The organism is Thermocrispum municipale DSM 44069, from assembly GCF_000427825.1.
Lineage (GTDB): Bacteria > Actinomycetota > Actinomycetes > Mycobacteriales > Pseudonocardiaceae > Thermocrispum > Thermocrispum municipale.
Window position 1 is genome coordinate 1 of the sequence record NZ_ATYT01000021.1, and the last position, 25,755, is coordinate 25,755.

At 70.9% G+C, this 25,755-nt stretch carries 21 protein-coding genes, 1 other RNA gene and 1 pseudogene; 17 read left to right on the plus strand and 6 right to left on the minus strand.

Annotated features, from left to right (window positions below; translation table 11 throughout):
- A pseudogene (locus YWM_RS26475) lies at positions 1 to 266 on the plus strand (IS110 family transposase); the annotation flags it as partial.
- A gap of 95 nt (positions 267 to 361) precedes the next feature.
- Here the strand turns inward: YWM_RS26475 and YWM_RS0114880 are convergent.
- Positions 362 to 754 (minus strand): DUF3224 domain-containing protein, encoded by a 393-nt coding sequence (locus YWM_RS0114880; protein WP_028851387.1) that lies wholly within the window; start codon positions 752 to 754, stop codon positions 362 to 364.
- 62 nt (positions 755 to 816) lie between these two features.
- Here YWM_RS0114880 and YWM_RS0114885 point away from each other — a divergent pair, with 62 nt between their 5' ends.
- A complete protein-coding gene (locus tag YWM_RS0114885) occupies positions 817 to 1,791 on the plus strand; it encodes a helix-turn-helix transcriptional regulator (RefSeq protein ID WP_028851388.1) in 975 nt (324 codons plus the stop codon).
- On the opposite strand, the gene YWM_RS0114890 is transcribed toward YWM_RS0114885, so the two are convergent.
- The gene (locus YWM_RS0114890) at positions 1,782 to 2,078 is read right to left on the minus strand and encodes an MGMT family protein (RefSeq protein WP_028851389.1); all 297 of its coding nucleotides are present in this window, start codon (positions 2,076 to 2,078) and stop codon (positions 1,782 to 1,784) included. The genes YWM_RS0114885 and YWM_RS0114890 overlap by 10 nt on opposite strands.
- Before the next feature lie 155 nt (positions 2,079 to 2,233).
- Here YWM_RS0114890 and YWM_RS0114895 point away from each other — a divergent pair, with 155 nt between their 5' ends.
- The 4 genes from YWM_RS0114895 to YWM_RS27190 all read left to right on the plus strand — a co-directional run bounded on the left by YWM_RS0114895 (position 2,234) and on the right by YWM_RS27190 (position 9,466).
- On the plus strand, positions 2,234 to 5,434 hold the full coding sequence (locus YWM_RS0114895) for an ATP-dependent helicase (protein WP_084612430.1): 3,201 nt from the start codon (positions 2,234 to 2,236) through the stop codon (positions 5,432 to 5,434).
- Entirely contained in the window at positions 5,431 to 8,682 is a 3,252-nt protein-coding gene (locus YWM_RS0114900; protein ID WP_028851391.1) for an ATP-dependent helicase, read from the plus strand. Before YWM_RS0114895 ends, YWM_RS0114900 begins: the two co-directional genes overlap by 4 nt.
- Positions 8,683 to 8,749: 67 nt before the next feature.
- Positions 8,750 to 9,220 (plus strand): hypothetical protein, encoded by a 471-nt coding sequence (locus YWM_RS0114905; protein ID WP_156914789.1) that lies wholly within the window; start codon positions 8,750 to 8,752, stop codon positions 9,218 to 9,220.
- A 174-nt stretch (positions 9,221 to 9,394) separates the two neighbouring features.
- On the plus strand, positions 9,395 to 9,466 hold the full coding sequence (locus YWM_RS27190) for a polyketide synthase docking domain-containing protein (RefSeq protein WP_425426562.1): 72 nt from the start codon (positions 9,395 to 9,397) through the stop codon (positions 9,464 to 9,466).
- On the opposite strand, the gene YWM_RS0114910 is transcribed toward YWM_RS27190, so the two are convergent.
- On the minus strand, positions 9,459 to 10,421 hold the full coding sequence (locus YWM_RS0114910; RefSeq protein ID WP_052344932.1) for a neutral zinc metallopeptidase: 963 nt from the start codon (positions 10,419 to 10,421) through the stop codon (positions 9,459 to 9,461). The two genes, YWM_RS27190 and YWM_RS0114910, sit on opposite strands and share 8 nt — an antisense overlap.
- Before the next feature lie 120 nt (positions 10,422 to 10,541).
- Here YWM_RS0114910 and YWM_RS0114915 point away from each other — a divergent pair, with 120 nt between their 5' ends.
- From YWM_RS0114915 to nudC, 3 genes are read left to right on the plus strand one after another with little or no spacing between them, the layout of a single operon-like run.
- Positions 10,542 to 11,825 (plus strand): M16 family metallopeptidase, encoded by a 1,284-nt coding sequence (locus YWM_RS0114915; RefSeq protein ID WP_028851394.1) that lies wholly within the window; start codon positions 10,542 to 10,544, stop codon positions 11,823 to 11,825.
- A complete protein-coding gene (locus YWM_RS0114920) occupies positions 11,822 to 13,195 on the plus strand; it encodes a M16 family metallopeptidase (protein ID WP_028851395.1) in 1,374 nt (457 codons plus the stop codon). Before YWM_RS0114915 ends, YWM_RS0114920 begins: the two co-directional genes overlap by 4 nt.
- Positions 13,192 to 14,199, plus strand: coding sequence for an NAD(+) diphosphatase (gene nudC / locus YWM_RS0114925; RefSeq protein ID WP_028851396.1), 1,008 nt, complete (start codon positions 13,192 to 13,194; stop codon positions 14,197 to 14,199). The genes YWM_RS0114920 and nudC overlap by 4 nt, the downstream gene beginning before the upstream one ends.
- A 16-nt stretch (positions 14,200 to 14,215) precedes the next feature.
- Here the strand turns inward: nudC and YWM_RS23845 are convergent, their stop codons facing one another.
- Genes YWM_RS23845 through YWM_RS0114940 form a run of 3 tightly spaced genes read right to left on the minus strand, consistent with a single transcriptional unit; the run spans position 14,216 to position 16,336 of the window.
- Positions 14,216 to 15,049, minus strand: a complete 834-nt coding sequence (locus YWM_RS23845; protein ID WP_043661242.1) for an SURF1 family cytochrome oxidase biogenesis protein — start codon at positions 15,047 to 15,049, stop codon at positions 14,216 to 14,218.
- 16 nt (positions 15,050 to 15,065) lie between these two features.
- Positions 15,066 to 15,860 carry a fructosamine kinase family protein gene (locus tag YWM_RS23850; protein WP_245566052.1) on the minus strand — a complete coding sequence of 265 codons (795 nt, stop codon included), beginning with the start codon at positions 15,858 to 15,860 and terminating at the stop codon, positions 15,066 to 15,068.
- Complete coding sequence (locus YWM_RS0114940; RefSeq protein WP_043661229.1) at positions 15,857 to 16,336, minus strand: low molecular weight protein-tyrosine-phosphatase; 480 nt, start codon at positions 16,334 to 16,336, stop codon at positions 15,857 to 15,859. Before YWM_RS0114940 ends, YWM_RS23850 begins: the two co-directional genes overlap by 4 nt.
- Before the next feature lie 135 nt (positions 16,337 to 16,471).
- On the opposite strand from YWM_RS0114940, the gene YWM_RS0114945 reads away from it, so the two are divergent.
- The 8 genes from YWM_RS0114945 to YWM_RS0114980 all read left to right on the plus strand — a co-directional run bounded on the left by YWM_RS0114945 (position 16,472) and on the right by YWM_RS0114980 (position 25,751).
- Complete coding sequence (locus YWM_RS0114945; protein ID WP_028851398.1) at positions 16,472 to 17,317, plus strand: Nif3-like dinuclear metal center hexameric protein; 846 nt, start codon at positions 16,472 to 16,474, stop codon at positions 17,315 to 17,317.
- The gene (locus YWM_RS0114950; RefSeq protein WP_028851399.1) at positions 17,307 to 18,044 is read left to right on the plus strand and encodes a zinc ribbon domain-containing protein; all 738 of its coding nucleotides are present in this window, start codon (positions 17,307 to 17,309) and stop codon (positions 18,042 to 18,044) included. The genes YWM_RS0114945 and YWM_RS0114950 overlap by 11 nt, the downstream gene beginning before the upstream one ends.
- 10 nt (positions 18,045 to 18,054) lie before the next feature.
- A complete protein-coding gene (locus YWM_RS0114955; protein WP_028851400.1) occupies positions 18,055 to 19,218 on the plus strand; it encodes a bifunctional RNase H/acid phosphatase in 1,164 nt (387 codons plus the stop codon).
- Positions 19,219 to 19,266: 48 nt separating this feature from the next.
- Positions 19,267 to 19,654, plus strand: an RNA gene (gene rnpB / locus YWM_RS25290) — RNase P RNA component class A.
- Positions 19,655 to 20,003: 349 nt separating this feature from the next.
- Positions 20,004 to 20,276, plus strand: coding sequence for a hypothetical protein (locus tag YWM_RS0114965; protein ID WP_028851401.1), 273 nt, complete (start codon positions 20,004 to 20,006; stop codon positions 20,274 to 20,276).
- 13 nt (positions 20,277 to 20,289) lie between these two features.
- Entirely contained in the window at positions 20,290 to 20,775 is a 486-nt protein-coding gene (locus tag YWM_RS23855) for a hypothetical protein (RefSeq protein WP_245566053.1), read from the plus strand.
- Between the two features lie 3 nt (positions 20,776 to 20,778).
- The gene (locus YWM_RS0114975; protein WP_028851402.1) at positions 20,779 to 23,709 is read left to right on the plus strand and encodes an ATP-binding protein; all 2,931 of its coding nucleotides are present in this window, start codon (positions 20,779 to 20,781) and stop codon (positions 23,707 to 23,709) included.
- Positions 23,706 to 25,751 (plus strand): hypothetical protein, encoded by a 2,046-nt coding sequence (locus tag YWM_RS0114980; protein ID WP_028851403.1) that lies wholly within the window; start codon positions 23,706 to 23,708, stop codon positions 25,749 to 25,751. Before YWM_RS0114975 ends, YWM_RS0114980 begins: the two co-directional genes overlap by 4 nt.
- Positions 25,752 to 25,755: the final 4 nt, after the last annotated feature.

Sequence of the window (25,755 nt, forward strand, 5' to 3'; positions counted from 1 at the left end):
AACAGTCCGGCAAGGTGCGCTACCTGCGCCGCGCCACCGCCGGCAGCAAGACCCTCAAGTTCGTCTTCTACCAGTCGGCGTTCTGCGCCATCCAGCGCGACCCGGCCAGCAAGGCCTTCTACGCCCGCAAACGCGCCGAGGGCAAACGACACCACCAGGCCCTCATCGCGCTGGCCCGACGACGCATCAACGTCCTGCACGCACTGCTGCGCACCCGCCAGCCCTACCAACCCGACTACCGGCGAAACACGGCTACCGCTGCTTGACAAACACATTAGGCGGCCGCCCCAGCTCGTGCGCGGCGATGCGGAACGCCAGAACCTGTTGACGGTCGACTTGCAACACGACGACTCCCGGTGGTTCACCCGAAAACGGGCTCGAAGGTGTACTTCATTGTCCGTGACGAACCGGCGATCGTGCCCCTTCCCGTCAAACCGGTCAATTCTCCGGTGGCCGATCCGGGCAGCACGCTGAACGTACTGGTCACCTCGTGCGAATCGGGGGCGAAGCGGTACTCGTGGCGCACGACGAACGTGCCTTTGCGGCCCGCCACGCTGCCTTCGAAACGCTCCAAGCCGGGAGACGTCACGTCGCTGTCGTCGGCGTAGTAGAGCAGCATGTCGGCGGTCGAGGTGCCCTCGATCAGGCCGGTGTACGCGAACGTGGCGTGCGCGTGTGCGACTCGTGGCGAGCCCTCGGTTCCGCTCACGGCGCGCTCGTCCCAGGACTGTGTGGTGAAGGTGTTGTCTGCCATGAAAGCGATCCTGAGCTACTTACTTGACAAGAACTGTCAGGTTTTCTGGAAGAATTTCGGCCATGCGCGCCAGTCGGCTGCTGTCGGTGCTCCTGTTGCTGCAGAACAGGGGGCGGCTCACTGCTGAGCAGATCGCGCAGGAGCTCGAGGTCTCGGTACGCACCGTCTACCGCGACATCGAAGCGCTCTCGGCGGCGGGCGTCCCGGTTTACGCCGAGCGTGGGCGGGCTGGCGGCTTCCGTCTGGTCGGTGGTTTCCGCACCAGGCTCACGGGGTTGACCGAGACGGAAGCACAGGCATTGGCGCTGTCCGGGCTGCCGGACGCGGCGGCAGAACTGGGGTTGGGCACCACGCTGGCGGCCGCCCAGCTCAAACTCAGCGCCGCGCTGCCGCCGGAACTCCGCGCGCGAGCCGAAGCCGTGAGCCGGCGGTTCTACGTCGACGTGCCGGGCTGGTTCCGCGACGTGGAAAGCCCGCCGCACCTGGCCGCGGTCGCCGACGCGGTCTGGAACGACCAGATCCTGCGTATCCGCTACGAGAAGTGGGGAAGGCGCGAGGTCGAGCGCACCATCAAGCCACTGGGACTGGTCCTCAAAGCCGGCCAGTGGTACTTGGTCGCGCGAAGCCGCAACGCGACGGCTACGTACCGGGTGGGACGGATCCACTCGGTCCAGGTCGTCGGGGAATTCGAACGCGCGGACGTCGCAGGCGATTTCGACCTGGCTCAGTTCTGGGCCACCTTCTCCGAGCAGTTCGAGCGGCGCCTCTATCCGCGTACCGCGCGGGTGCGGATGTCGAAGCTGGGCCGCGCGCTCGCGCCGTATTTCCTGGGCGCGGTCGGGCAGCAGGCTGTCGAGGCCGCCGATACCGAGGTCGACGACGAGGGCTGGCAGGAAATCGAACTCCCGGCGGAGGCAGGCAGACCCGCGCTCGGCGAGCTGCTGCGCTTCGGCCCGGAGATCGAAGTGCTGGAACCGGCCGACCTGCGCGCCGAGGTGGCCGACGCCGTTCACCGCATGGCGGCCACCTACGAGTGATCGTCTGTCCAGCGATAGCGCCGCATGTCCACCCGGTGACCGTCGGCAAGCACACCCTCGGCGCGGAGTAGCTCGAGCTGTTCGCGGCGCAGGTGTGGCGCGGGTGTGCCGTCCGCGCGCAGCACCCTGTGCCACGGGAGGTCGTGGCCGTCCTCGCGGAGCACTCGCCCGACGAGTCGCGGGGTGGAGGCGCCCGCGATGCCAGCGATATCGCCGTAGGTGCTCACGCGGCCGGGCGGGATGCTCGCGACCACGTGTCGGATGCGCTCGTGCAGCTCCTCATCCACGCGGTGAGCCTAAGCCCGACGGCCGATCTGGCACGCGGTGAGCCTAAGCCCGACGGCCGATCTGGCACGCGGTGAGCCCGAGCCCGACGGCCGACCTGGGGCTCATCCGGAGTGTGCTCCGAACAGCGTCGGTCCGGCATGGTTCCATCGAGTCCATGCCCGACCTCCACCCGCTCGCTGAGCCTGTTGCGCAGACACCGGCGCTCGTGCGGGTCGACCAGCCGCACGAGCCCGGCTGGCAGTGGGACGAGGAAGCGCAGCGACTCGTGCGCGGCGGCACCGGATTCGCCCGCGTCGTCGGTGGTCCCGGCACCGGGAAGACGTCGCTGGTGGCCGAAGCGGCCGCGCGGCGAATGCTGACCGACGGTCCGGACCGGGTGCTGGTGCTGACCACCACGAGACGAGCGGCGGAAGCGTTGCGGTCGCAGATCGCCCGGCTGCTGACGGCCTTCTCGCCGGAGGCCCCGGCGCCCCGTACGGTCCGGGAGCCGATCGTCCGCACGGTGCACTCGTACGCCTTCGGAGTGCTGCGTAATCAAGCCGACGACGAGGGCTCGCCACCACCCCGGTTGTTGTCCAGCCCGGAGCAGGACGCCGTGGTCCGCGAGCTGCTCGCCGGCGACCTCGCCGCGGCGATGGAGGGCCACGGCAGCTACTGGCCCGAGCGGCTCCGCCCGACACTCACCGTCCCCGGCTTCGCCGAAGAGCTGCGGGATCTGCTGATGCGGGCGGCCGAGCGTGGCCTGAGCCCCGAAGACCTGGTGCGGCTGGGCCGCCGCAAGAAGCGCGACGAATGGGTCGCGGCAGGAACGTTCTGGAAGCAATACGAGCAGGTCACCCAGCTGCATGCGGCGGGAGGCAGCGCGCTGGCCGTGCCCCCGGCGGCCGCCTACGACGCCGCGGAGCTGGTGACGGCCGCGCTGCTGTCCCTGATGGAGGACGACAGGCTGCTGACGCGCGAGCGCGGACGAATTCGGCACCTGTTCGTCGACGACGCACACCATCTCGACCCCCTGCAATGGCGGCTCATCCGCCTCATCGGCGAGGGCGCGAAGCAATTCGTCGTGGCCGGCGACATCGATCAGGCGGTGTACTCCTTCCGCGGCGCCGACCCCGCCGAGTTCGTCGAAGCCGATCCCGACGACGAGCACACCATCACGCTGCGGCAGGGATGGCGCATGGCGCCGAAGGTGCACGACGCCGTCGTACGACTCGCGCAGGCCGCTCCCCGGCCGCACCGGGTGCCGGACCCCGCGCCCGATCAGGCCGACCTCGGCGTGGCCGTCCGCCTGTTCCGCTCTCCGGCGGCCGAGGCCGCGTGGGTGGCCGACCAGCTCCGGCGGGCGCACCTGATCGACGGCATTCCCTGGGACGAGATGGCCGTCGTCGTCCGGTCACCCGCGCGGACCTTCCCGGTGTTGCAGCGGGCGCTGCGGTGGGCGGGCGTGCCGATCGCGTCCGCGCCCGATCACCTGCCGTTGGCGCGCAACCCTGCGGTCCGGCCGCTGCTGGCCGCACTTCGCGTGGCCGCCGATCCAACCCAGCTGACCCCGGAACTGGCCGACGAACTGCTGGCGTCCCCGCTCGGCGGCGCGGACCCGCTGGCGCTGCGCAGGCTCCGGCGCGGCCTCCGCAGGCTCGAACTTGCCACCGGCGGCGATCGGTCCAGCGACGAGCTGTTGATCCAGGCCATCCGGGACGCCGACCCGCTGACCGCGCTGCCGGACAACGAAGCGGCCCCGCTGCGCAGGCTGACCACCGTGCTCGCGGCGGGCCGGGCGGCGATCGAGCGCAGAGCCGACGTCGAGCAGGTGCTGTGGGAGATGTGGCAGGCCTCCGGGCTCCAGCAACGCTGGCTGCGGCTGTCCGAGCGCGGCGGGTCGCTCGGCCGGCAAGCCGACGCCGAGCTGGACGCCGTGGTCGCGCTGTTCCACGCCGCCGCCACGTATGCGGACCGCCTCCCGCAGGAAGGCGTCGACGGCTTCGCCGACTACCTGCTGTCCCAGCGGATCGCAGGGGACAGCCTCGCGCCGTCCGCAGCGACCTCGCCGGGTGTCGAGCTGACCACCGCGCACAGCGCGGCCGGTCGAGAATGGACCGTGGTGGCGGTCCCCGCGGTGCAGGAAGGCAGCTGGCCCGACCTGCGCCCGCGCGGCTCCCTGCTCGGCGTCGAACGGCTTGTCGACGTGCTCTCCGGGGTGGACAGCGACGTGGTCTCCGCGACCGCGCCGGTGCTGGCCGAGGAGCGGCGGCTGTTCCACGTGGCGTGCAGCCGTGCCCGCAGTCGACTGCTGGTCAGCGCGTGCGCGGGCGACGACGAGCAGCCGTCCCGGTTCATCGAAGAGCTCGGTGTCGAGGCACAGGAAGTGACCGGCAGCGCCGGGCCGGCGGTGCAGCGTCCCCTCGTGCTGTCCCGGCTGGTCGGCGAGCTCCGCGCGGCCGTCTGCGACGAGCAAGCGGACCCGGGACGGAGACGACGCGCCGCCCGACAGCTCGCCAGACTGGCTGCGGCGAAGGTGCCGGGCGCGCACCCGGACAACTGGTACGGCCTCGCCGAGCCGTCGACCGACCAGCCACTGGCCGCGCCGGACGAACAGCTGACGTTGTCCCCGTCGACGGTCGACCTGCTGGACCGGTGCCCGTTGCGGTGGCTGCTGGAGCGCCACGGCGGAACGGACCCCGCGCAGCTGGCCGCGGTGACCGGTTCGCTGGTGCACGGCCTGGCCCAGCGGGCCGCCGCCGGAGCGAGCGCGGACGAGCTGCGCGAGGAGCTGGACAGCGCGTGGCGTCGGCTGGATGTCGGCGCGCCGTGGTTCGCCAAGAGTGAGCGGGAACGGGTGGAGCGGATGCTGGCCGCGTTCTTGGCCTGGCTTCAGCTCAGCCGCAACCAGCTGACCGAGCTGGCGGTGGAGTCCGACATCGTGGTCGAGCTGCCGCAAACCAGCGACGACGTGCAGCGCGTGCGGCTGCGCGGCCGGGTGGACCGGTTGGAGAAGGACGGCTCCGGACGCCAGGTCATCGTCGACATCAAGACCGGCAAGAACCCGGTGACCGCGCGTGAGGCCGCCGAGCACACCCAGCTGGCGACGTATCAACTCGCGGTCTGGCTCAGTGGCGGAGAACCGGGCGGCGGGCAGCTGGTGTACCTGGCCAAGCCGGGCAAGACCGGCGCGAAGGTGCTGACCCAACCGCCGTTGGACGAGCAGGGGCGCCAGGAGTGGCTGCACCGGGTCCGGTCGGCCGCGTCCGCCGGAGTCGGACCGGTCTACGTGGCGCGGGAAGGCACCGACTGTGCTCGCTGCCCCGCGCGGGCGTGCTGCCCGCTGCAGCCCGAAGGCAGGCAGGTGCCGTCATGACCACGACCGAGGTCAAGCAGGCTTCCCCGGAGCGCATCGCCGATGCCCTCGGCCTGCCGCAGCCGACTCCCGAACAAGCGGCGGTCATAGCGGCGCCGCCCGAGCCGGCGCTCGTGGTGGCCGGAGCAGGCGCGGGCAAGACCGAGACGATGGCGGCCCGCGTGGTGTGGCTGGTGGCCAACGGCTACGTCGCGCCGGAACGGATCCTGGGTCTGACGTTCACCCGCAAAGCCGCGCGCCAGCTTGCCGAACGCGTGCGGGCCCGGCTCCGCCGCCTGGCGGGCTCCGGCCTGCTCGACGACATCGACCCGTCCGGTGAACGCAAGGCCGCGCTGGTCGCGGGTGAGCCGACCGTGTTGACCTATCACGCCTACGCCGGCCGTCTGCTGTCCGAGCACGGCCTGCGGATCCCGGTCCAACCGGGCGTGCGGTTGCTGTCGGAGACGGCGTGCTGGCAGCTTGCGCACCGCGTGGTGTCGACGTGGGACGGCGACCTGGAGACCGATTTCGTCCCGCAGACCATCACCGAACAGGTGCTCCAGCTGGCCGGCGAGCTCGGCGAGCATCTGGTGGACGTTGACGAGCTCCGCGCGCACACGGAGTGGCTGACCCGGGCGATCGTCGAAGCACCGCGCGCCAAGGGACAGAAGGAGCAGCTGCGGGCAGACCTGCAGGAAATCGTCGACCGACAGCAGCTGCGGCTGCGGTTGCTGCCGCTGGTCGAGGAGTACCGGCGGCGCAAGTTCGACGAGGGCGCGCTGGACTTCGCCGACCAGATGGCGCTGGCCGCCCGCCTTGCCGCCGAGCACCGCGAGGTCGTGGACATCGAGCGGGAACGCTTCGGTGCCGTGCTGCTCGACGAGTACCAGGACACCGGTCACGCGCAACGCGTCCTGCTCCGCGCGTTGTTCGGTGCCCAGCCGGGCAGGGCCGATCAGCCGCCGCCCATGCCGGTGACCGCGGTCGGCGACCCGGTGCAGGCCATCTACGGGTGGCGCGGCGCCAGCGCGGCCAACCTGCCCCGGTTCACCAGCGACTTCCCCCGGTCGGACGGCCGCCCCGCCGCCAAGTACGGCCTGCTGACCTCGTTCCGCAATCCACCGCAGGTGCTGGCGCTGGCCAACTCGGTGTCCGCGCCGCTGCGGGCCGGTGCCGGCGCGGGGGAACTCCGACCGTTACCGACCGCTCCTCGGGCCGACGTGCGCTGCGCGCTGTTGCCGGACGTCGGGTCCGAACGCCGGTGGCTGGCCGACGAGCTGGCGGAGCGCTGGCACGCAGGAGTCGCGACCGGGGCGCCACCGACCGCGGCGGTGCTGGTCCGTCGGCGTGCGGACATGGCACCGATCGCGGCTGAGCTACGAGCCCGGGGAGTCCCGGTCGAGGTCGTCGGGCTCGGCGGCCTGATGGCCGAACCCGAGGTCGCCGACCTGGTCGCGACGCTGCGCGTGTTGGCCGACCCGCTGGCCGGAAGCGCGGCCGCCCGGCTGCTCACCGGTGCCCGCTGGCGCATCGGTGCTGCCGACCTGGCCGCGTTGTGGCGCCGCGCCAGAGAACTCGCCACCCCGCAGGACGGTTCGCCGCTCGACGTGGCGGTCGCCGAGCAGGCGGAAATGACCGGGCTGGTGGACGCTATCGACGACCCCGGGCCGGCCGACCGTTATTCCGAGGAGGGCTACCGCCGCATCCGGGCGCTCAGCCGCGAGCTGGCCGCGCTGCGTTCCCGGCTCGACCAGACCCTGCCGGAGCTCGTCGCCGACATCGAACGCACGATGCTGCTCGACGTGGAAGCCGTCGCCCGCCCCGGCAGCGTCGGCCGGGTCCACCTGGACGCCTTCGCGGACGTCGTCACCGAGTTCGCCGAGTCCTCGTCGTCACCGACGCTCCTGGCGTTCGTCGACTACCTCAACGCGGCCGAGCACGCCGAGGACGGCCTCGAGCCCGGCGAAGTCGTCGTGGCCACCGACCGGGTGCAGATCCTGACCGTGCATGCCGCCAAGGGTCTCGAATGGCAGCTGGTGGCCGTGCCGCACCTGGTCGAGGGCGTGTTCCCGGCCAGGCGGCGCGGCGGCTGCTGGCTGACCTCGGTGACCGAACTGCCCGCGGCACTGCGTGGTGACCGCATCGACCTCCCGGAGCTTCGGCTGCACGGCGGCGAGGACCGCAAACAGGTGCTGGAGGCCGTGCAGCGGCACAAGGACGCCTTCGCCGACCGGCATGCCGACGAGGAGCGACGGCTCTGCTACGTCGCGCTGACTCGTTCCGAGCACACGTTGCTGCTGTCCGGCCACTGGTGGAACGAGACCAGCGCGAAACCCCGCGGGCCGTCGGTCTTCCTCACCGAACTGGCCGACGCCCTGCGGGAAGACCCGTCCCTGGGTGAGGTGGCCGAGTGGGCCGAGCGTCCCGCGGAGGACGAGCAGAACCCGTACCTGGCGCAAACCCGCGAGGCACAGTGGCCCGTCGACCCGCTCGGCCCGCGGCGAGAGGCCGTGGCGGGCGGCGCCGACCTGGTGCTCGAGGAGCTGGCGAAGCTCGGCGAGAGCGACGAAGACACTGAACCGGACGAGGACCCCGAGGGCTGGGCCGCGGACACCGACGTCCTGCTCGCCGAGCGGGCGCGCGGTCAGCAGGAGCCCCAGGTCGTGCTGCCCGATCACCTGTCCGTCAGCCAGCTCGTCGATCTGGCGGCCGACCCCGGCTCGCTGGCCCGCAGGCTGCGCAGGCCGTTGCCGCAAGCACCGAACACCGTCGCCCGGCGCGGCACGGCCTTCCACGCCTGGCTCGAGCGACGATTCAGTGCTGCCCGGCTGCTGGAGTTCGACGACCTGCCCGGCGCGGCCGACACCGACGCGGAGACGGACGCCGATCTCGAGCAGCTGCGGGAAGCGTTCGAGCAGAGCGAGTGGGCTGCCCGCACCCCGCACGACGTCGAGGTGCCGTTCGTGTGCGAGGTCGACGGCGTGCTGCTGCGCGGCAGGCTCGACGCGGTGTTCGCCGACCCGGATGGCGGGTGGACGGTCGTCGACTGGAAGACCGGGTCCATTCCGCCGCAGGAGCAACAGCAGGCGTTGGCCGTGCAGCTGGCCGCCTACCGCGTGGCGTGGGCCGCACTCAACGAGATCCCGGTGGACAAGGTGCGGGCCGCGTTCCACTATGTGCGAGCGAACCGCACGGTGCGACCGGTCGACCTGCTGGACGCCGATGGCCTCCGCGAGCTTCTCCGATCGGTTCCTGCCGTGCCGAGCTGACCCTGCATGGGGGAGGCAGTCACACCTGGGGGCTGAGATTCGGGCGATGATCTGGAACCATCGTGGCGTGCGATCGGGTTCGGGCCTGTTGGGCGAAGTGAGCTCGCTGTCCGCGAGCGTGCGCGGTGTCCTGCTTGCCGCGGTCGTCGGCTTTGCCGTGCTGATCGCCGCCGGACTGTTCGGGGACGGACTGTTCGCCGGGCCCGAGGTCGCCGAGCGGGTCGTCGCCGCCAAGGTCGTCGAGCCGTCGTCGTGCACCGAGCCCGACGCCACGGAAAAGGTGACCTTCACCGACGGCGGCAAGAAGCGAGAGGCAACCCTGAGTGCGTGCGGACACGAAAAAGGGGAGTCCTTGCGCGTTGCCGTGCCCACGGAAGCCGGGCCCGGGGGGCTGACGGTCCGCAGCGCCGAGTCCCACACCGGGCTGGACGGCGCACGCCGTTCCATCGGTCTCGGGCTGATGGGCCTGGCCTGTGCAGGCGGTGGGTTCTACGCGTGGCTGGTGACTCGCGCGCAGCGTCCCGTCAAGGTGAGCTGACGTCGCCGGCGCCTTCGGCGATGCTCGGCGCTTGCAACGGCCCTTTGCGACCTTCGCCGGCGCCGGCGGCGCTCCTCAGGTGATGTCGCCGGCGCTTGCGGCGCCCTCCTCAGGTGACGTCGCCGGGGCTTGTGGCGAAGTTCGGCCGACCTCGCTGGTGCGTGCGACGGCCTTTTGCTGACCTTCCCCGGAGCTTTGCGGCGGTCCCTTGCCGACGTCCGGCGCTTGCGGCGGAGGCTCAGCTGACTTCGTCGGCGCTCGCCGCGAACGTGTTGCAGTCGCTGAGCCGGTTGTCCAGCGCTCCCTTGCGCCACCACTTCGCGTAGTTGGCGTTGCTGCCGTGATCGTGCCCGCCCGAGGTGTCGTCACCGCGCGTCTCCTGGTCGTGCCAGGCCCGGCTGTACATCTGCCGGTCGATCGACCCGCCGCGGTCGACGTGCGAGCCGAGGAACAGCCCGGAGAAGCACTGCGCCTGCAGCTCCTTGCGCCTGCTGACTTCTTGTGCCCGTGGGGTGCCCTCACCCGCTTGGTAGATCTGCCGCCACGCCGCGTCCATGATCCCGGCCAGCTCCTGCACGTGATGGCCGTACTCGTGGGCGATCAGCGCCAGGTAGACGCCGGGGTTGTCCTGGTACTGGTCCAGCTGCAGCCCGGCGAACGGCAGGAACAGCTCGCCCTCGCAGTAGTAGGCCGCGGTCTGGATGCCGACGTCGATCGTGCCGCAGTCGCTCTGGAAGCTCGAGCCTTCGGGGAAGTACAGCCGCGGTGGCGTGAACGGCAGGTTCAGCTCACGCAGCACCGGCTCCCACGCCCGGTCCAGGCAGTGCGTCGCGGCGCGGAAGAACCGCTTGGCGGCCTTGTTCGAGTTCTCCCACTCGGGCAGCTCGCACGCGTTGTTGGGCAACCCGACGCCGGTCTTGGTCATCAGTGGATGATCGGCGAGCTTGATCACCTTCTGCGGCGCCTTGCCGTTCGATTCGCTCGGCGCACGAGTTGCGCCCGCGGCGCCACCTGCCCCACCGGAGTCCTGGTCTCGGGCATGCTGGGACGTCGGGGCGGGCTCGTCGGAACCCAGCACGTCGACGAGTACGACCACTCCACCAGCGAGTGCTGCGATGATCGCGGCACAGACGGCGACGACGACCAGGCGATGCACCCGATCACGCTTCCCGGCCAACTCGGATCCGCCACCCTCCGGCATGGTGGTGGAGCATACGTCAGGTCGCGTGCGCGCGATGTCCGTGGGCGCTCGCCGGGCCGACCCAGGTACGTTGGCAAATACATCGGCGCAGCGAGAAACCGGGAGAACCGAGGGAGAACCGTGGGGCAGATCGAGAAGTTCACCATCGACAACGGCCTCCGGGTGGTGCTCGCGCCGGATCGAGCCGCGCCGGTGGTGGCGGTGAGCGTGCACTACGACGTCGGCTTTCGTTCCGAGCCCGAGGGCCGCACCGGGTTTGCGCACCTGTTCGAGCACCTGATGTTCCAGGGCAGCGAGAGCTTGGAGAAGCTGGCTCATTTCCGGCACGTGCAGGGCAGCGGTGGCGTGTTCAACGGGTCGACGCACCCGGACTACACCGACTACTTCGAAGTGCTGCCCAGCGCGGCGCTGGAGCGGGCGCTGTTCCTGGAGGCCGACCGGATGCGCGCGCCCAAGCTCACCCAGGAGAACCTGGCCAACCAGATCGACGTGGTCAAGGAAGAGATCCGGCTCAACGTGCTGAACCGACCCTACGGCGGGTTCCCGTGGATCTGGCTGCCGCCGGTGCTGTACGAGACGTTCCCGAACGCGCACAACGGCTACGGCGACTTCGTCGACCTCGAGCAGGCCACGCTGGACGACTGCGCCGAGTTCTTCGACACCTACTACGCGCCCGCCAACGCGGTGTTGACCGTGGCGGGCGACTTCGAGATCTCGCACGCCAAGGACCTGATCGTCAAGCACTTCGGCGACGTGCCCGCCCGCCCGCGGCCGGAGCGGCCGTCGTTCGCCGAGCCGCGCCCGGAGACCGAGAAGCGCGGTACCCACCCGGACGCGCACGCCCCGCTGCCCGCGCTGGCCATCGGCTACCGGATGCCGGACCCGATCGGCGAACTGGACGCCTACCTGGCGCACATCGTGTTGGCCGGGGTGCTGGCCGACGGCGACGGCTCCCGCCTGGAGCAGCGGCTGGTGCACACCGACGGCCTGGTGACCGACCTGAGCGCGAGCGCCGGGCTGTTCGGGCCGTTCGAGGCGCGCGACCCCGACACGTTCTCGATCACCGCGATCCACCCGGGCGAGGTGACCGAACAGCAGGTGCTGGACGCGGTCGACGACGAGCTGGAGAAGCTGGCCGCGACCCCGCCGTCGGCGGAAGAGCTGGCGAAGGTGACCGCACGCTGGACGGCCAACCTGCACAGCGAGCACGACCGGCTGATGTCGCGCACGCTCGGGCTCGGCTCGCTGGAACTGCTCTACGGTGACGCCGCGCTGATGTACGACCTGCCCGGCAGGATCGGCTCGGTGACCCCGGAGGACGTCTCGACCGCCGCGAAGGCACTGCGGCCGGATTCCCGCGCAGTGCTGTTGGTGCAGCCCCAGACCCAGCAGGAGGATCAGTGACCGCAGCCAAGTCGCACCGCACCGCCGAGGAGATCGGCCGCACCGCCGTCGGCCCGCGTCCGGTGCCCGAGCTGGGCGAGCAGCGGCCTGCGGCGGACCTGGCGTCGGTGGACACCGTCCTGCCGAACGGTCTGCGGGTGCTGGCCGTGCGGCACGCCAGCGTGCCGACCGTCGAGCTGCGGCTGCGCATCCCGTTCGGCGGCTCCGATCCGCTGCACCCGGCGCGTGCCGAGCTGCTGGCCGAGACGCTGCTGACCGGGACCACCCGCAGGGACCGGGTGGCCATCGACACCGAGCTGGCCCTCATCGGTGGCGAGCTCGGCACGATCGTCGACCCGGAGCGCCTGTCGATCTCCGGCAGCTCGCTGTCCGACGGCCTGCCGACGCTGCTGGACGTCCTCGCCGATGTGCTCACCGACGCGACCTACCCGGACGGCCAGGTCGTCCGCGAGCGGGACCGGCTGGTGGAGCGGATCGCCGTCGCCCGGACCCAGCCGCGCGTCATCGCCCGGGAGGCCCTGCAACAGCGGCGCTACGGCGACCATCCGGTCGTGCGTGAGGTGCCGCAGGCCGAGGACGTCGCCGTCGTGGGCCCGGAGGCGGTTCGTGCCCTGCACGCTCAAGCGGTGCTGCCGCGCGGGTCGGTGTTGGTGCTCGTCGGCGACCTGGACCCGGAGAAGGTGATCGACGACGTGGCGGCCGCGGTCGGCGGATGGTCGTCCGACGCCGAGGCGACCCCGTTGGCGCCGGTTCCCGACGTCGCCGGTGGAGACGTGTTGCTGGTGCCGCGGCGTGGGGCCGTGCAGTCGCAGATCCGGCTCTCGTCGCAGGCGTTGCCGCGCACCGACGACCGCTACGCGGCTCTGCAGCTGGCGAACCTGGTGTTCGGCGGGTACTTTTCCTCGCGGCTGGTGGAGAACATCCGTGAGGACAAGGGCTACACCTACGGCGCCCACTCCGGCTTCGAGTTCACCGGGGAGACCGCGACGCTGGACATCGACGCCGACACCGCGTCCGACGTGACGGCCGCGGCGCTGATGGAGACCCGCTATGAGCTGACCCGGCTGCGCGTCGTGCCGCCTTCCGAGGAAGAGGTGGCCGCGGTGCGGCAGTACGCCGTCGGATCGCTGTTGATCTCGACCTCGTCGCAGGCGGGGCTGGCGTCCCAGTTGTCCGCGCTCGCCGGTGCCGGGCTGGGGGTCGAGTGGCTCGCCGGCCATCCGCAGCGGCTGCAGGAAGTCAGCACCGAGCAGGTGGTCGAGGCGGCCCGTGAGTTCTTCGCCCCGGAGCGGTTCACCGGGGTGGTGGTCGGCGATCCCGAGGTGCTCAGCGACGGCTTGGCGGCGCTGGGAGGAGTCGTCCTGCCGTGAGTACGGCCACCACCCAGCCGTTCGAGTTGCCGCGCGTGCCCGCGTTGTCGCGGGTGACGATCGACCGCAGCGAGGCGCTGCGACAGGACCCGCAGGCGTTGCGGGCGGCGTGGCCGACGGCCCGGGTGATCGTGCTCGACAAGCGCGGCCGCACCCCGGTGCGCATGGACGACGGGGAGCTCGCGCTGCGGCCGGCCACCGAGATCGCGCCGGAGCCACCGGAGGATGCGGCGTTTCTGGGCCGCGCGCCCGAGGGCGACTACTGGGCGGTGTTGGACGTCCCGGAGCCGGACGGCGAGACGATCGAGGTGCCGGGGCGGTTCGGTGTGCCCGTCACGCACATCGTGGCCGACGGTGAACGGTGGGTGGGGCTGCGCGAGTTCGGCGACGAACTGGACGACACGGGGGCCGGGCTGTTCACTACCGCGCTGGCGCTGCGCAGCTGGTATCGCCGGGCCAGGCATTGCGTGCGGTGTGGCGCCCCCACGAAGGTCATCAGCGTCGGCTGGGCTTCCCGCTGTACCGGGTGCGGGCGGGAGGAGTACCCGCGTACCGACCCGGCGGTGATCTGCCTGGTGCACGACGACGTCGGTGTCAACGGGGAACGGGTGCTGCTCGCTCGCGGTGCGGGCTGGCCGGAGGGTTCCCGGTCCGTGCTCGCCGGGTTCGTCGAGGCGGGCGAGTCGCTGGAAGCGTGCGTGGTGCGGGAGATCCGGGAAGAGGTCGGGGTGACCGTGCGGGACGTGCGCTACCTCGGCAGCCAGCCGTGGCCGTTCCCGCGGTCGATCATGCTGGGGTTCGCCGCGCGAGCGGACCGGGACGCTCCCTTGACGCTCGCCGAAGGGGAGATCGAGGCCGCGCGGTGGTTCACCCGGGAAGAAGTTCGAGCGGCGTTCGCGCGGGCCTACGAGCCACGCGCGAACGGTGACGGTGGTCTGCGGCTGCCGGGCAATTCCTCGATCGCTCGCCTGATGTTGGAGGCGTGGGCGGCCGCCGAGCCGTGATCGGTAGCCGAGCCGCTCAGCGGGGCGACACGCTGCCGGCGTCCTCGTCGGCGTCCTCTTCTTCGTCTTCGGCCAGCATCTCGGCGACCGACTTGCGGCGTTGCCGCTGGCCGGACTCGTGTAGCGCACCGCCCGGCTTGAGCTCACGCCAGGTGAAGTACGCCCAACCGACCAGCGCCATCACCCCGAACGCGACCCACTGCATCCCGTACGACAGGAACGGGCCCGCCTCCAGCTGCGGTAGCGGCAACGGCTCCAGCGCGCCCGGCTGGTTGCGCTCGAGCTGGAAGTAGCCGGGCCGGAACTCGAGATTCGTCGCCTGCTCGGCCACCTTCGAACCGACGCCGTACACGTGCAGCTTGTCGCCCTGCGGTTCCGGCGGCCGTGAGGGTGGCTCGTCCAGCCGGGCCCTGGCCTGCACCGTCACGCGACCCGCCGGCACCGGCGCATACGCCGGGACCTGGGAATTCTCGCCGGGCTCGAGGTAACCGCGGTCGATGAGCACCAGTTGCCCGTCGTCGGTGCGCAGCGGCACGAGGATCTCGTAGGCCGGATTGCCGTTCACGCTGCGCAGCCGGGCGACCATTTCCTTGTCCGGCAGGTATTCGCCGCTGATCGTCACCCGGCTCCACTGCGTTCGGGTGTCCGGCGCCGCCCCGTCAGGCAGAACCTCGTTCAACGGTCGCGGCGGCGCGTCCAGCGAGGCGCGCAACGCGTCGTTGGTCGCCGAGCGCTCGTCGTGCCTGCCCAGTTGCCATGGCGCCAGCAGCGTGAAGCAGGCAGCGGCGAAGGCGAACACGACCAGCGTCAACGCCAGCCAGCCGGGCCGTAGCAGCAACCTCAACCGCACATATCCACCGTACGGCTCACGCCAGCGCGAGTGTCCGCCGGGCGGCTGCCTCGGCCCGTGCCGCATATCCGCCGCCGAACAGCACGGTGTGCACCAGCAGTGGGAAGAGTTGATGCATCGGTGTGCGCTCGGCCCAGCCGTCGGCCAGCGGTGCTCCGGCGGCCGCGGCCGCGTCCGCATACGCCTCGAGAATCACGGTCAGGTGCGGGGCGCCGAACAGCTGCAGCATGGCCAGGTCGGTCTCCCGGTGCCCGCCGTGCGCGGCCGGATCGATCAGCCACGCCCGACCTCGGGAGAAGTGGACGTTGCCGCTCCACAAGTCCCCGTGCAGCCGGGCCGGAGGCTCGTCCGCGCTGTCGGGGCCCGAAGCGTCCCGGATCACCTCGCACGCGCGGGAAATCACCGAAGCCTGCCCGGCGGTCAGTGACCCGCTGTCGCGCGCTTGGCGAACATAGGGCTCGACACGCAGTTCGGCGTAGAACGTCGGCCAGTCGTCGTGCGGCTCGTTGCGCATCCGCGCGCGGCCGATCCACGCCTCGGCCGGCCCGCCCGGCGGTGGAGACCCGAAGGCGTCCGCGCCACGCAGGTGCAAGGCGGCCAGCCCGGCACCGAACTCGCGGGCAGCGGACTCCGTCGGAGCCGAGGGCGGCAGGTACTCCGTCCGCAGCACGTCATCGTCGACCGCATACACCTCGGGGACCGCGACGTCACCGGACTCGGCGAGCCAACGCAGCCCGGCGGCCTCGGCTTGGGCGCTGGGGTCGTGTTTGACCGCCACGCGCCGGCCGTCCGGCAACTCCTCGACCCTCACAGCCGTTCGCGCACCCAGTCGATCAGACCCGGCATCGCGGCCTCGATCATGTCCAGCACCTCGGTGAAGCCCTCGTCGTCGCCGTAGTACGGATCGGGCACATCGGCGTTCTCGCCCGCGTCCGGGTCGAACGAGCGGAGCAGGCGGACCTTGGTGTGGTCGTCGGTCATCCGCCGCAAGCTGCGCAGGTGGCCGGAATCCAGCGCGACCAGCAGGTCGGCGGACAGATGCTCGGCGCCGACCTGCGCCGCGGTGTGGGTGATCGGGTAGCCGTGTTCCTTCAGCGTGGCGACCGCTCGCGGATCGGCCGGCTCCCCGACGTGCCACGAGCCGGTGCCGGCGCTGCTGACCCGCACCCGGTCGGCGAGGCCCGCGCGGCGCAGGTGCTCGGTGAACACCGCGGCGGCCATCGGGGAGCGGCAGATGTTGCCGGTGCAGACGAAGACGACCGAAAGGCGCGCGTCGTGATCAGGCATGACTCTCAGCGTAGAGACAGGCCATGAGTCCCTGCCCGGTCGGCGGCCGGTACGGCCGGGCCGCGGCATCGGCATCGTGACGATCTGCATGCCGTTCGGGGGGGATCGGCCGACGGCTGTGCAAGGATCGCCGGCATGCCAATGGTCCGTGAACTGATCGGTGTTCTGCAGACCGCTTATCCACCGGAGCTGGCCGAGGACTGGGACGCGGTCGGCCTGGTGTGTGGTGACCCCGAGGACGAGGTCGAGCGGGTGCTGGTGTGCGTCGATCCGGTCCAGGCCACCGTCGCCGAAGCCGAAGAGCTCGGCGCCCAGCTCGTCGTCGCCCACCACCCGTTGCTGCTGCGCGGCGTCAGCTCGGTGGCCGCGGACACCCGCAAGGGCAAGCTGGTGCACCGGATGATCCGCAACGGCATCGCGCTCTACTGCGCGCACACCAACGCCGACTCCGCCAACCCCGGGGTTTCCGACGCCCTGGCCGAGGCCATCGGGCTGACCGAGCTGCGTCCGCTGAACCCGCACCCGCTCGCGGAGCCGGAAGAGCCGATCGGGATCGGCCGGATCGGCGAGCTGCCGGAACCGATGACGCTGCGCGAGTTCACCAAGCAGGTCGCGGCCGCGCTGCCGCCGACCGAGCCCGGTGTGCTGGCCGCGGGCGATCCGGACCGACAGATCCGGACCGTCGCGGTGTCCGGCGGGGCAGGCGACTCCTACCTCTCCGTGGCCACGCGGGCGCGGGTCGACGCGTTCGTCACCGCCGATCTGCGGCATCACCCGGCCAGCGAGCACCTCGCGGACGGGGATGTGCCCGCGCTGATCGGGGTCACGCACTGGGCAAGCGAATGGCCGTGGTGTGAGCAGGCGGCCGACGTCATCCGCGCGGCGTGCGAGGGTACCGTCGAAGTTCACGTCTCGCGGCGTAACACCGACCCGTGGACGATGCGGGTCGGGGAGCAGGGAGGAATCCGCAGTGAGGGTTGATCCGGCGACACAGGCCCGTTTGCTCGAGCTGGCCGAGCTGGACGGTGAGCTGGACCGCGTCCGCCACCGGCGCAAGAATTTGCCGGAACAACAGGTGCTGGACGAACGCGAAGCCGCGCTGCAGGCGGCGAAGGACTCCCTGGTGAAGACCCAGATGCTGGCCTCGGACCTGGACCGGGAGGTCAAGCGGCAGGAGCGCGAGGTCGAGTCGGTGCGGGCCCGCGCGGACAAGGACCGCAAGTTGATGTCCTCCGGCGCGGTCTCCGCCAAGCAGCTGACCGATCTCGAGCACGAGATCGGCACGCTGCAGCGGCGGCAGGAGGCGTTGGAGGACGACCTGCTCGAGCTGATGGAGAAGCGGGAAGCCGTCGCGATCGACGAGCGCAAGTCGGCCGAGGCCATCGCGGCCGCCGAACGTGCGGTCGCCGAAGCCCGGGCCGCCGCGGAGTCGGCGCTGGGGGACATGGCGCAGACCGAGCAGAAGTGCGAGGCGGACCGGGCGAAGCTGGTCGACGAGCTGCCCGCGGAGTTGCTGGAGCTGTACGACCGGGTGCGACAGGCGCGCGGCCGGGGCGCGGGTCTGCTGCGGGCCCGGCGGTGCGGGGCGTGTCAGCTCGAGCTGGACCGGGTGGCGTTGTCCAAGGTCAAGGCCGCCGACCCGGACGCAGTCGTGACGTGTGACAACTGCGGCGCGATCTTGGTGCGCACCGCTGAATCGGGGTTGTGACCACGTGCAGGTGATCGTCGAGGCCGATGGTGGGTCCCGAGGAAACCCCGGACCCGCCGGATACGGTGCCGTCGTCCTGGACGCCGACGGCGAGCGGGTGCTCGCCGAACGCAAGGGCGGCCTGGGGGTGACGACCAACAACGTCGCCGAGTACACCGGACTGATCGAGGGGCTGCGCGCCGCCGCCGAGCTGGGCGCCACCCGGGTGGACGTCCGGATGGACTCCAAACTGGTGGTCGAGCAGATGTGCGGCCGCTGGAAGATCAAGCACCCGAGCCTGCAGCCGTTGGCGCTGCAGGCCAGGGACATCGCCGCCCGGTTCGACGAGGTGACCTACCAGTGGGTGCCACGGGCGCAGAACGCGCGCGCCGACCGGCTGGCCAACCAGGCGATGGACTCCCAGTCCGCCGCGCCGCAGCAGCCGGAGGAGCCTGCCGAGCCCGAGCAGACCATGATCCCGCTGGAGACCACGTCCACCGAGGCGGATTCCCGGCCCGCTCCGGCGCAGTGGACCGGGGCCCAGGGTGCGCCGACCCGGTTGTTCCTGTTGCGGCACGGCGAAACGGCGATGTCGCTGGAACGCCGGTACAGCGGGCGCGGCGACGTGCCGTTGACCGACCAGGGGCGGGCGCAGGCAGCCGCGGCGGCCAAGCGGTTCGCCGCGATGAAGCCCGCCCGGCTGCGCACCGGCGACGAGGACCCCGGTGGTCCGGTGCCGGTGGTGAGTTCGCCGCTGTCGCGTGCGGTCGCCACCGCTGAGCAGGTCGCCGCGGCGCTGGGGTCGACGGTCGAGCACCATCCCGGGCTGCTGGAGACCGACTTCGGCCAGTGGGAGGGCCTGACGTTCGCCGAGGCCGCCGCCCGTGACCCGGAGCTGCACACCGCGTGGCTGGGGGACGCGTCCGTCTCCCCGCCCGGGGGCGAGAGCTTCGACGTGGTGCACGGCCGCGTCCGGCGAGCCCGCGACGAACTGCTGGCTCGCTACGGCGGACGGACGATCGTGGTGGTGACCCATGTCACGCCCATCAAGTGCCTGCTGCGGATGGCGCTGAACGTCGGCCCGGAGTTGATGTTCCGGCTGCACCTCGACATCGCGTCACTGTCCGTCGTCGAGTTCTATCCCGACGGGCACGCCTGCGTCCGGCTGGTCAACGACACCGCCCACCTGGAATAAGACCGGCGTGCACCGTTCGGTCGCCGGTCCGTACTCTGAAAGTGCGGACGAGTTGGCAGGGCGGCCGCGGCCGGGAGCGATCCCGGTCGAGGAAAGTCCGGACTCCACAGGGCAGGGTGGTTGCTAACAGCAACCCGGGGTGACCCGCGGGACAGTGCCACAGAAAACAGACCGCCCGGGCGCGCTGCGCCCGGGTAAGGGTGAAACGGTGGTGTAAGAGACCACCAGCGCCTCGGGTGACCGGGGCGGCTCGGTAAACCCCACCCGGAGCAAGGCCAAGAGGGCACCCACGCGGTGCCTGCGCGAGCGACAGGGCGGCCCGTCCTGCTCGCGGGTAGGCCGCTTGAGCCTGTCGGCGACGGCAGGCCTAGATGGATGGTCGCCACCCGAAGCACCCCTTCGGGTACAGGATCCGGCTTACATGCCAACTCGTCCGCCCGCTACGCTCCGTACCGGGCGGAACACTGTGAGACGGTGAGGCTGGTGGGCGGAGACTTACCAGAAATGCAAGAAGCGAGTGGCCCACTCGCACGAGATGGTGCTGCTCCGTTCCAGTGGTTTCGGGTCCCAGATGCTGGTGGTGGCGGTGCAGACCACATTATGGAGAGCGGCCTAGGGGTCGTCACGATGCAGTGAGAACGTGCTGAAGCTGGGCCTATGACTTAACAGAATGGGTTCGGAAGGCTACCTTAGGTGACGGAACTGACGATCCTGACGAGCTGGACCGGCAGCGGAGCACGTGCGATGCTCCGCTTGGACACACTCCTCGCACTACGGAGTTCACGATGAGCACCATGACCACCCTGGCCGACGTGGTAGCGCAGGGCAAGGAACTCAGCACCGGCGGTCTGCAGCTGTGGCTGCAGGAGAACGTCGTTCCGCTGCTGCTGCTCGCCGTGGCCGTACTGCTGCTGTGGATCGGCGGAGGCAAGGGCGACAACGCCGGCGTGATGCGCCGGGTGGGCGGCGTGGTGATCGCGCTGGCCATCATCGGATTCGCCGTGTCCGGCGCCGGGGTGGACATCGGAGAGTGGCTCTCCGGATTGTTCACGGGCTAGAGCAGGGATCTGCGTGCGCATACGAACCGACGACGAGGTGTACCGAGTCGACGCGGTGTGGCTCGGGCCGCCCAAAGCTACCTTCCCCTGGCGCGCTCGCTACGTCGCCTGGGGGGTCGGCGCAGCGGTGTTCCTGCTGGTGCTGACCGTGGAACGGCAGCTGGGCATCAAGTTCGGGTTCTTCTCCACCGCGTGGGCCTTCGTCATCACCATCGTCATCACCAGGCTGATCACCTCCCGGATCGGGCACGAACGTCCGCTCGGGTCGGTGTTGGCGATGGCGTTCCGCGAGCTGAACACCCCACGGGAGCGGGTGACGCCGGAAGGCGGAGCGGTCAGCGCGAGCAAGGTACGAGTGCGTGCCGAGCGTCCGCGTCCGCGGCCGCGTGACGCCGCCCGACGGCGGCAGCCGCACCCGGCTGGAAACCACCACCACAACCACTATCAGCATCCGCAGTATCCGCAGTGGAGACAGCAGCAGATGTGGGCAGGGAGGTAGCGCGTGTTCGGCCGCGGCAAGAGCCAAGGGGAGGCCCCCGGGCAGCCGGCGCCACGACAGCGCTCGGGCGGCAAGCCCGGGCGGAGACATACCGCGCGGCGCAAGAGCAGCCGGTTACCGGGTGAGGCGCAAATCCCCGCCTACACGCCGTCGATCGCCGTTCGCAGCATCGACGGTCACCTGGTGCGCACGTCGTCGGAGATCTACGCCTGGTACCGGCTGTCCCCGCAGCGCTGGTCCTTTCGGTCCGATGCGCAGCGTCGTGACCTGATCGCGGCCATCGCCGGGCAGTACGCGGAACTGCAGGGCCGGTGGCTGCACCTGCGCGTCACCACCCGCCCGTACCCGATCCGCATGTGGGCCGAGGCGCACGTGCACAACGCCATCAACCGGTTGCCGGACGTCCCCGGTGCGCTGTCGTTCGACGACTATCTGGTCGGCGAGCAGCAGCAACTGCTCGGCCGCTCGATGGCGGAGAAAGAGGTGTACCTGGGCGTCCAGGTGCAGACCCGCAGTGCGGTGGACCGGGTGGTGGAGCGCACCGCGCCGCTGCTGCGCAAGATCCTGCCGGAAGCGGTCGACGCCGAGCTGATCGCGCTGGATTCCGAGATCGAGCATCTGGACCAGGTCATCGGCGGCGCGGGCCTGGAAGGGCGCCCGGCCACGGCCGCGGAGATGTCCTGGCTGATGCACCGGTCGTGTGCGCTCGGGCTCCCCGCGCCGCGCAGCCTGCCCGCTGTGCCCGGGTCCTCGTGGGAGCCGGAGGACCTGGCGTCGTTCACCGACGCGGCCGATTTCCACGCCGAGCCGTACGCCCCGACGCTGACGGTGCGCGGCCGCACGGGCTCGAACGCGGGTGTGACCAGCCACGTCGCCGTGTTGACCGTCGGTCAGATGCACGGCCTGCAGATCCCCGAGGTCGACGACCCGTGGGTGCAGCACTCCGACCGGCTCCCGGTACCGGTGGAGTGGTCCGCGCGGATCTACGTGCGCCGACCGGAGGAAGTCGCGGGCGAGCTCGGCAGGCAGATGAACAAGGTCCGCTCGCAGGTCAAGCACTACACCGAGGAACACGAGCTGGAGCCGCCGCAGTCGCTGGCCCGGCAGGCCTCCCGGGTGCTGGAGATCGACGACGAGATGACCTCCGGCTTCACCGCGCTGGCCACCCGGGTGTACTCGTGGTGGCGGCTGGCGGTGTCCGGGCCGACCGAGCGCGAGGCGTTGCGCTACGCCCAGCAGTTGCTCGAGTTGTACAAGCCGAAGATCGCGATCGAGCACCCCGAGGCGCAGTACGCGATGGCCAGGGAGTTCATCCCCGGCGAGCCGATCGCGTCGAGCGCGTACAAGCGGCGCGGTTCCGTGGTGTGGGCCGCGGCCGCGGTGCCGACCGCGACGGCCGAGGTCGGTGACCGGCGCGGCATCCTGCTGGGCGAGACGGTCACGGCGACCCGGCGTCCGGTGGCGTGGGACCCGTGGATGGCCCAGGAAGTCCGGGACGGCTCCGGGTTGACCGCGATGGTCGCCGGGCTGGGCGGCGGTAAGTCGTTCCTCGGCGGCGGCATCGTGTACAAGACGCTGCGCGCCGGGGCGCACTGGACCGTGCTGGACCCGTCCGGCCCGCTGTCGGCGTTGTGCGATCTGCCCGAGCTGCGGCCGTACGCCCGCCCGATCAACCTGCTCAACGCGCAGCCCGGCATCTTGAACCCGTACCGGGTGGTGGCCGAGCCGCAGCTGGAGCACTTCCTCGACGAGGACGATCCGGAGCGAGCGTGGCGTCGGGAGTGCGCGTTGGCCGGAGCCACGCGTCGGCGCCTTGTCCTCGACGTGCTGACCGGTGTCCTGCCGTACGAGGTGTCCCGCCTGCCGCAGACCCGCATCGTGTTGCTGCGGGCGGTTCGTGCTGTCGGCGGGCGGTACGACGCGCACCCCGGCCAGGTCATCGACGCGCTGCGCCGGGATGCCAGCGAGCACCACGAGCACGCCGTCGTGGTCGCCGACTTCCTCGACGAGCTGCGCGAGCGCATGTCGTTGCTGATCCCGGAGTCGGACGCCGATCCGTACTCCACCGCTCGCGACGACCGGCTGACCGTGCTGACCATGGCGGGACTGACGCTGCCGAAGGACGGCGTGGGCCGAGAGCACTGGACCGACGCGGAGGCGCTCGGTGTCGAGATGCTCAACCTGGCGGCGTGGCTGACCCAGCGGTCGGTGTACGAGCGGCCGAAGGAAGAGCGCAAGGGCGTCTGGATCGACGAGGCGTTCTTCCTGTCGGAGGTGCCGACCGGCCGGGTCCTGATGAACCGTTTCGCCCGGGACTCCCGTAAGTGGAACGTGCGGGTTTTGCTCAGTTCGCAGGTTCCGGCGGACTTCCTGCGCATCCAGGGCTTCGTCTCGCTGCTCGACTCGGTGTTCGTCGGGCGGCTGGACGACGAGGAGGTCCAGGCGGACGCCCTGCGTCTGCTCAAGGTCCCGGTGGGCGTGGGGTACGAGCACGTCGTCGCCGCACTCGGCCGCAGGCCCGGTATGGCCCAGTCCACCGAGCGGGACCGCGAGCCGCGGCAGTTCATCTTCAACGACGGTGCGGGCGGCATCGAGCGGATTCGCGTGGACTTCTCCGGCCCGCACCTGGATCACCTGCGCGCCGCGCTGGACACCACGCCGGGGTCGGTCCCGGCGGCCACGACGAAAAGCGAGCCGGCGTCGTCCACGGAGCGGTCGTCGCCGCCCGAGGAGCCACCGAAGACACCGGTGTCGCCCGAGCTCGACGAGGACTTCGAACGCGCCGCGGAGCGCGAACTCGGCCTGTCCGAGGACGCCATTCAAGCGGAGGTCGCACCGGAGAACGGTCTGGACCGCAACGGCCACGCCGAGGGACGAGAGGCGCACGCGGGTGCGGGCCGGAAGTCGGGCGGGCCCGGCAGGGATGCCGCATGAGCGGCTTGGTTGTGGTGGCGGCGTTGGTCGCCGTCGTGGCCATCGTCCGGGCAGCTCGCCGCGCGCGGCGGGCCGCCACCCCGCGGTCGCGCGCGCTGACCGTGGTGATTGCCGTCCTGGCGCTGAACATCGTCCTCGGCGCCCCGGCGGCGATGGCGCAGCAGTGTGGTGAACCGCCGAACCCGGAGCGGCCGGGCACCGGCATGGTCGGGGCGTTGGACTCGGCGGAGGGCCGGGGTGAAAAAGGCAGTCCGTACAAGGAGTACGGCTACGCAGGCATGGTCTGGCACGTCTACCAGACCGAGTGCGGTGGGCTGTCCGGAGTCACCGACGCCAACACCACGTTGGACACCTGGGCGGGAAACCAGCTGTTCAACGCGGGCAAGGTCATTGTCGGCGCCACGAACGCGCTGCACTACACCGTCATGGAAGGCGGGTTGTTCAGCCCGCTGTACGACGCCATCAAGGACGGCACCGAGAAGGTCTACAACAACATCTACACGCAGCTGTTCGGGCTGGCTGCCCTGTTGCTGGCGATCTGGTTGTTCCGTCATATCTGGCGGGGCGATCTGGCCACGATCAGCAAGAAGGCGTTGTACGCGCTCGGTGCGGTGTGGTTGGCGGCCTCGTCGTTCGCGCTGTTGCGGTACTTCGATGACATCGACCGCGCTGTGGTGCAGACGGCGACTGCCATCCAAGCCGGATTCGTCGACGATTCGGAGAACAAGATCGTCCGCGATGTCCTGCCGACGAACCTGCACAACGAGATCGTCTACAAGAACTGGCAGGCCGGTGTGTTCGGGAAGGCGGACACCCCGGAAGCCAAGAAGTACTCGCGGGACCTGCTGGACGCTCAAGCCTTCACGTGGGCGGAGACCACTCGCGGAGACGACGCCAAGCAGAGCGTCATCGAACGCAAGAACGCCGAGTTCAAGCGCATCGCGAATGCGCTGGGGACCTCCGAGGGTTACTTCACCGGCGAGGACGGCAGCCGCACCGGTGTCGGCTTCATGGCCTTCCTGCAGAGCCTGATCTATGCGCTCTTCCAACTGTTCGCCAAGGCAGCGGTGCTGCTGGCGCAGATCCTGATCCGCCTGCTGACCTTGACAGCGCCCATCCTCGGTCTGGTTGCGCTGCTCCACCACGATGTGCTGCGCCGGACGGGCAAGGTCGTGGGGACGGTGGCGTTCAATCTGGTCGTCCTGGCCGCGCTGGCCGGTGTCCACGCATTGCTGCTGAACGCGATCTTCGCCGCCAGCGGCCAGATGTCGATGATCGCCCAGATGGCGATCGCGGGCATGGTGACGATCCTGCTGTTCGTCGTCGGCCGCCCGGTGCGCCGCCTGTGGCAGATGGTCGACGTCACCACGCGGGCGGTCGGCGCCGCACTGCCCGCCGGGTCGGGTCTGTTCTCGCGCTTCCGCCGCAAGCCGACCGGCCCGACGCCGCAGGACGAGTTCTGGCAGAACGCCCGCGCTCTGGACGACACCCCGGTCGAGGCGCCCGGGGCGCTGGGCACCGCGACCGCGACCGGGCGAAGGCTGCGACCGGAAGCGAACACCGTGGTGGCCACCGCGCAGCGCCTGGACGGCCCGAAGGCGCTCCCGCCGTCGGGAACTCCGGATGCGGCGCGCTTGGGCTTCACGTCCCCGCCTGCGCGCGGCGGCGGCCAGGCTGCCCCGGTCGGCGGACAGCCCCGCCCGCCGTTGCGGCCGGACGCGAGGCCGGTGCGCGCACACGCCATCCCGATGCAGGCCGGCCGGGACTATCTCGACGCGGAGCCCGTGGTGGTGCCCTCCCAGATCACCCGGCCGTCCGCGGAGTACCGCTCCGACGGGCAAACTCCGCAGGTGCAGTCACCACAGCCACCGGCGCAGCCCTACCTGACCGCTGCCGCGGCGATGAGCCCGCCACCACGGCCGGAGCCGCGCAGGGTCGACCCGGAAGTGATCAACGGCAAGCCGGTCTACGTGGTCTACCGGCCGTCCCGCGGGCTGGAGGTCCGGCAGGCCGTTCGGGACACCGATGCGGTGGTGAGGTGAGCCG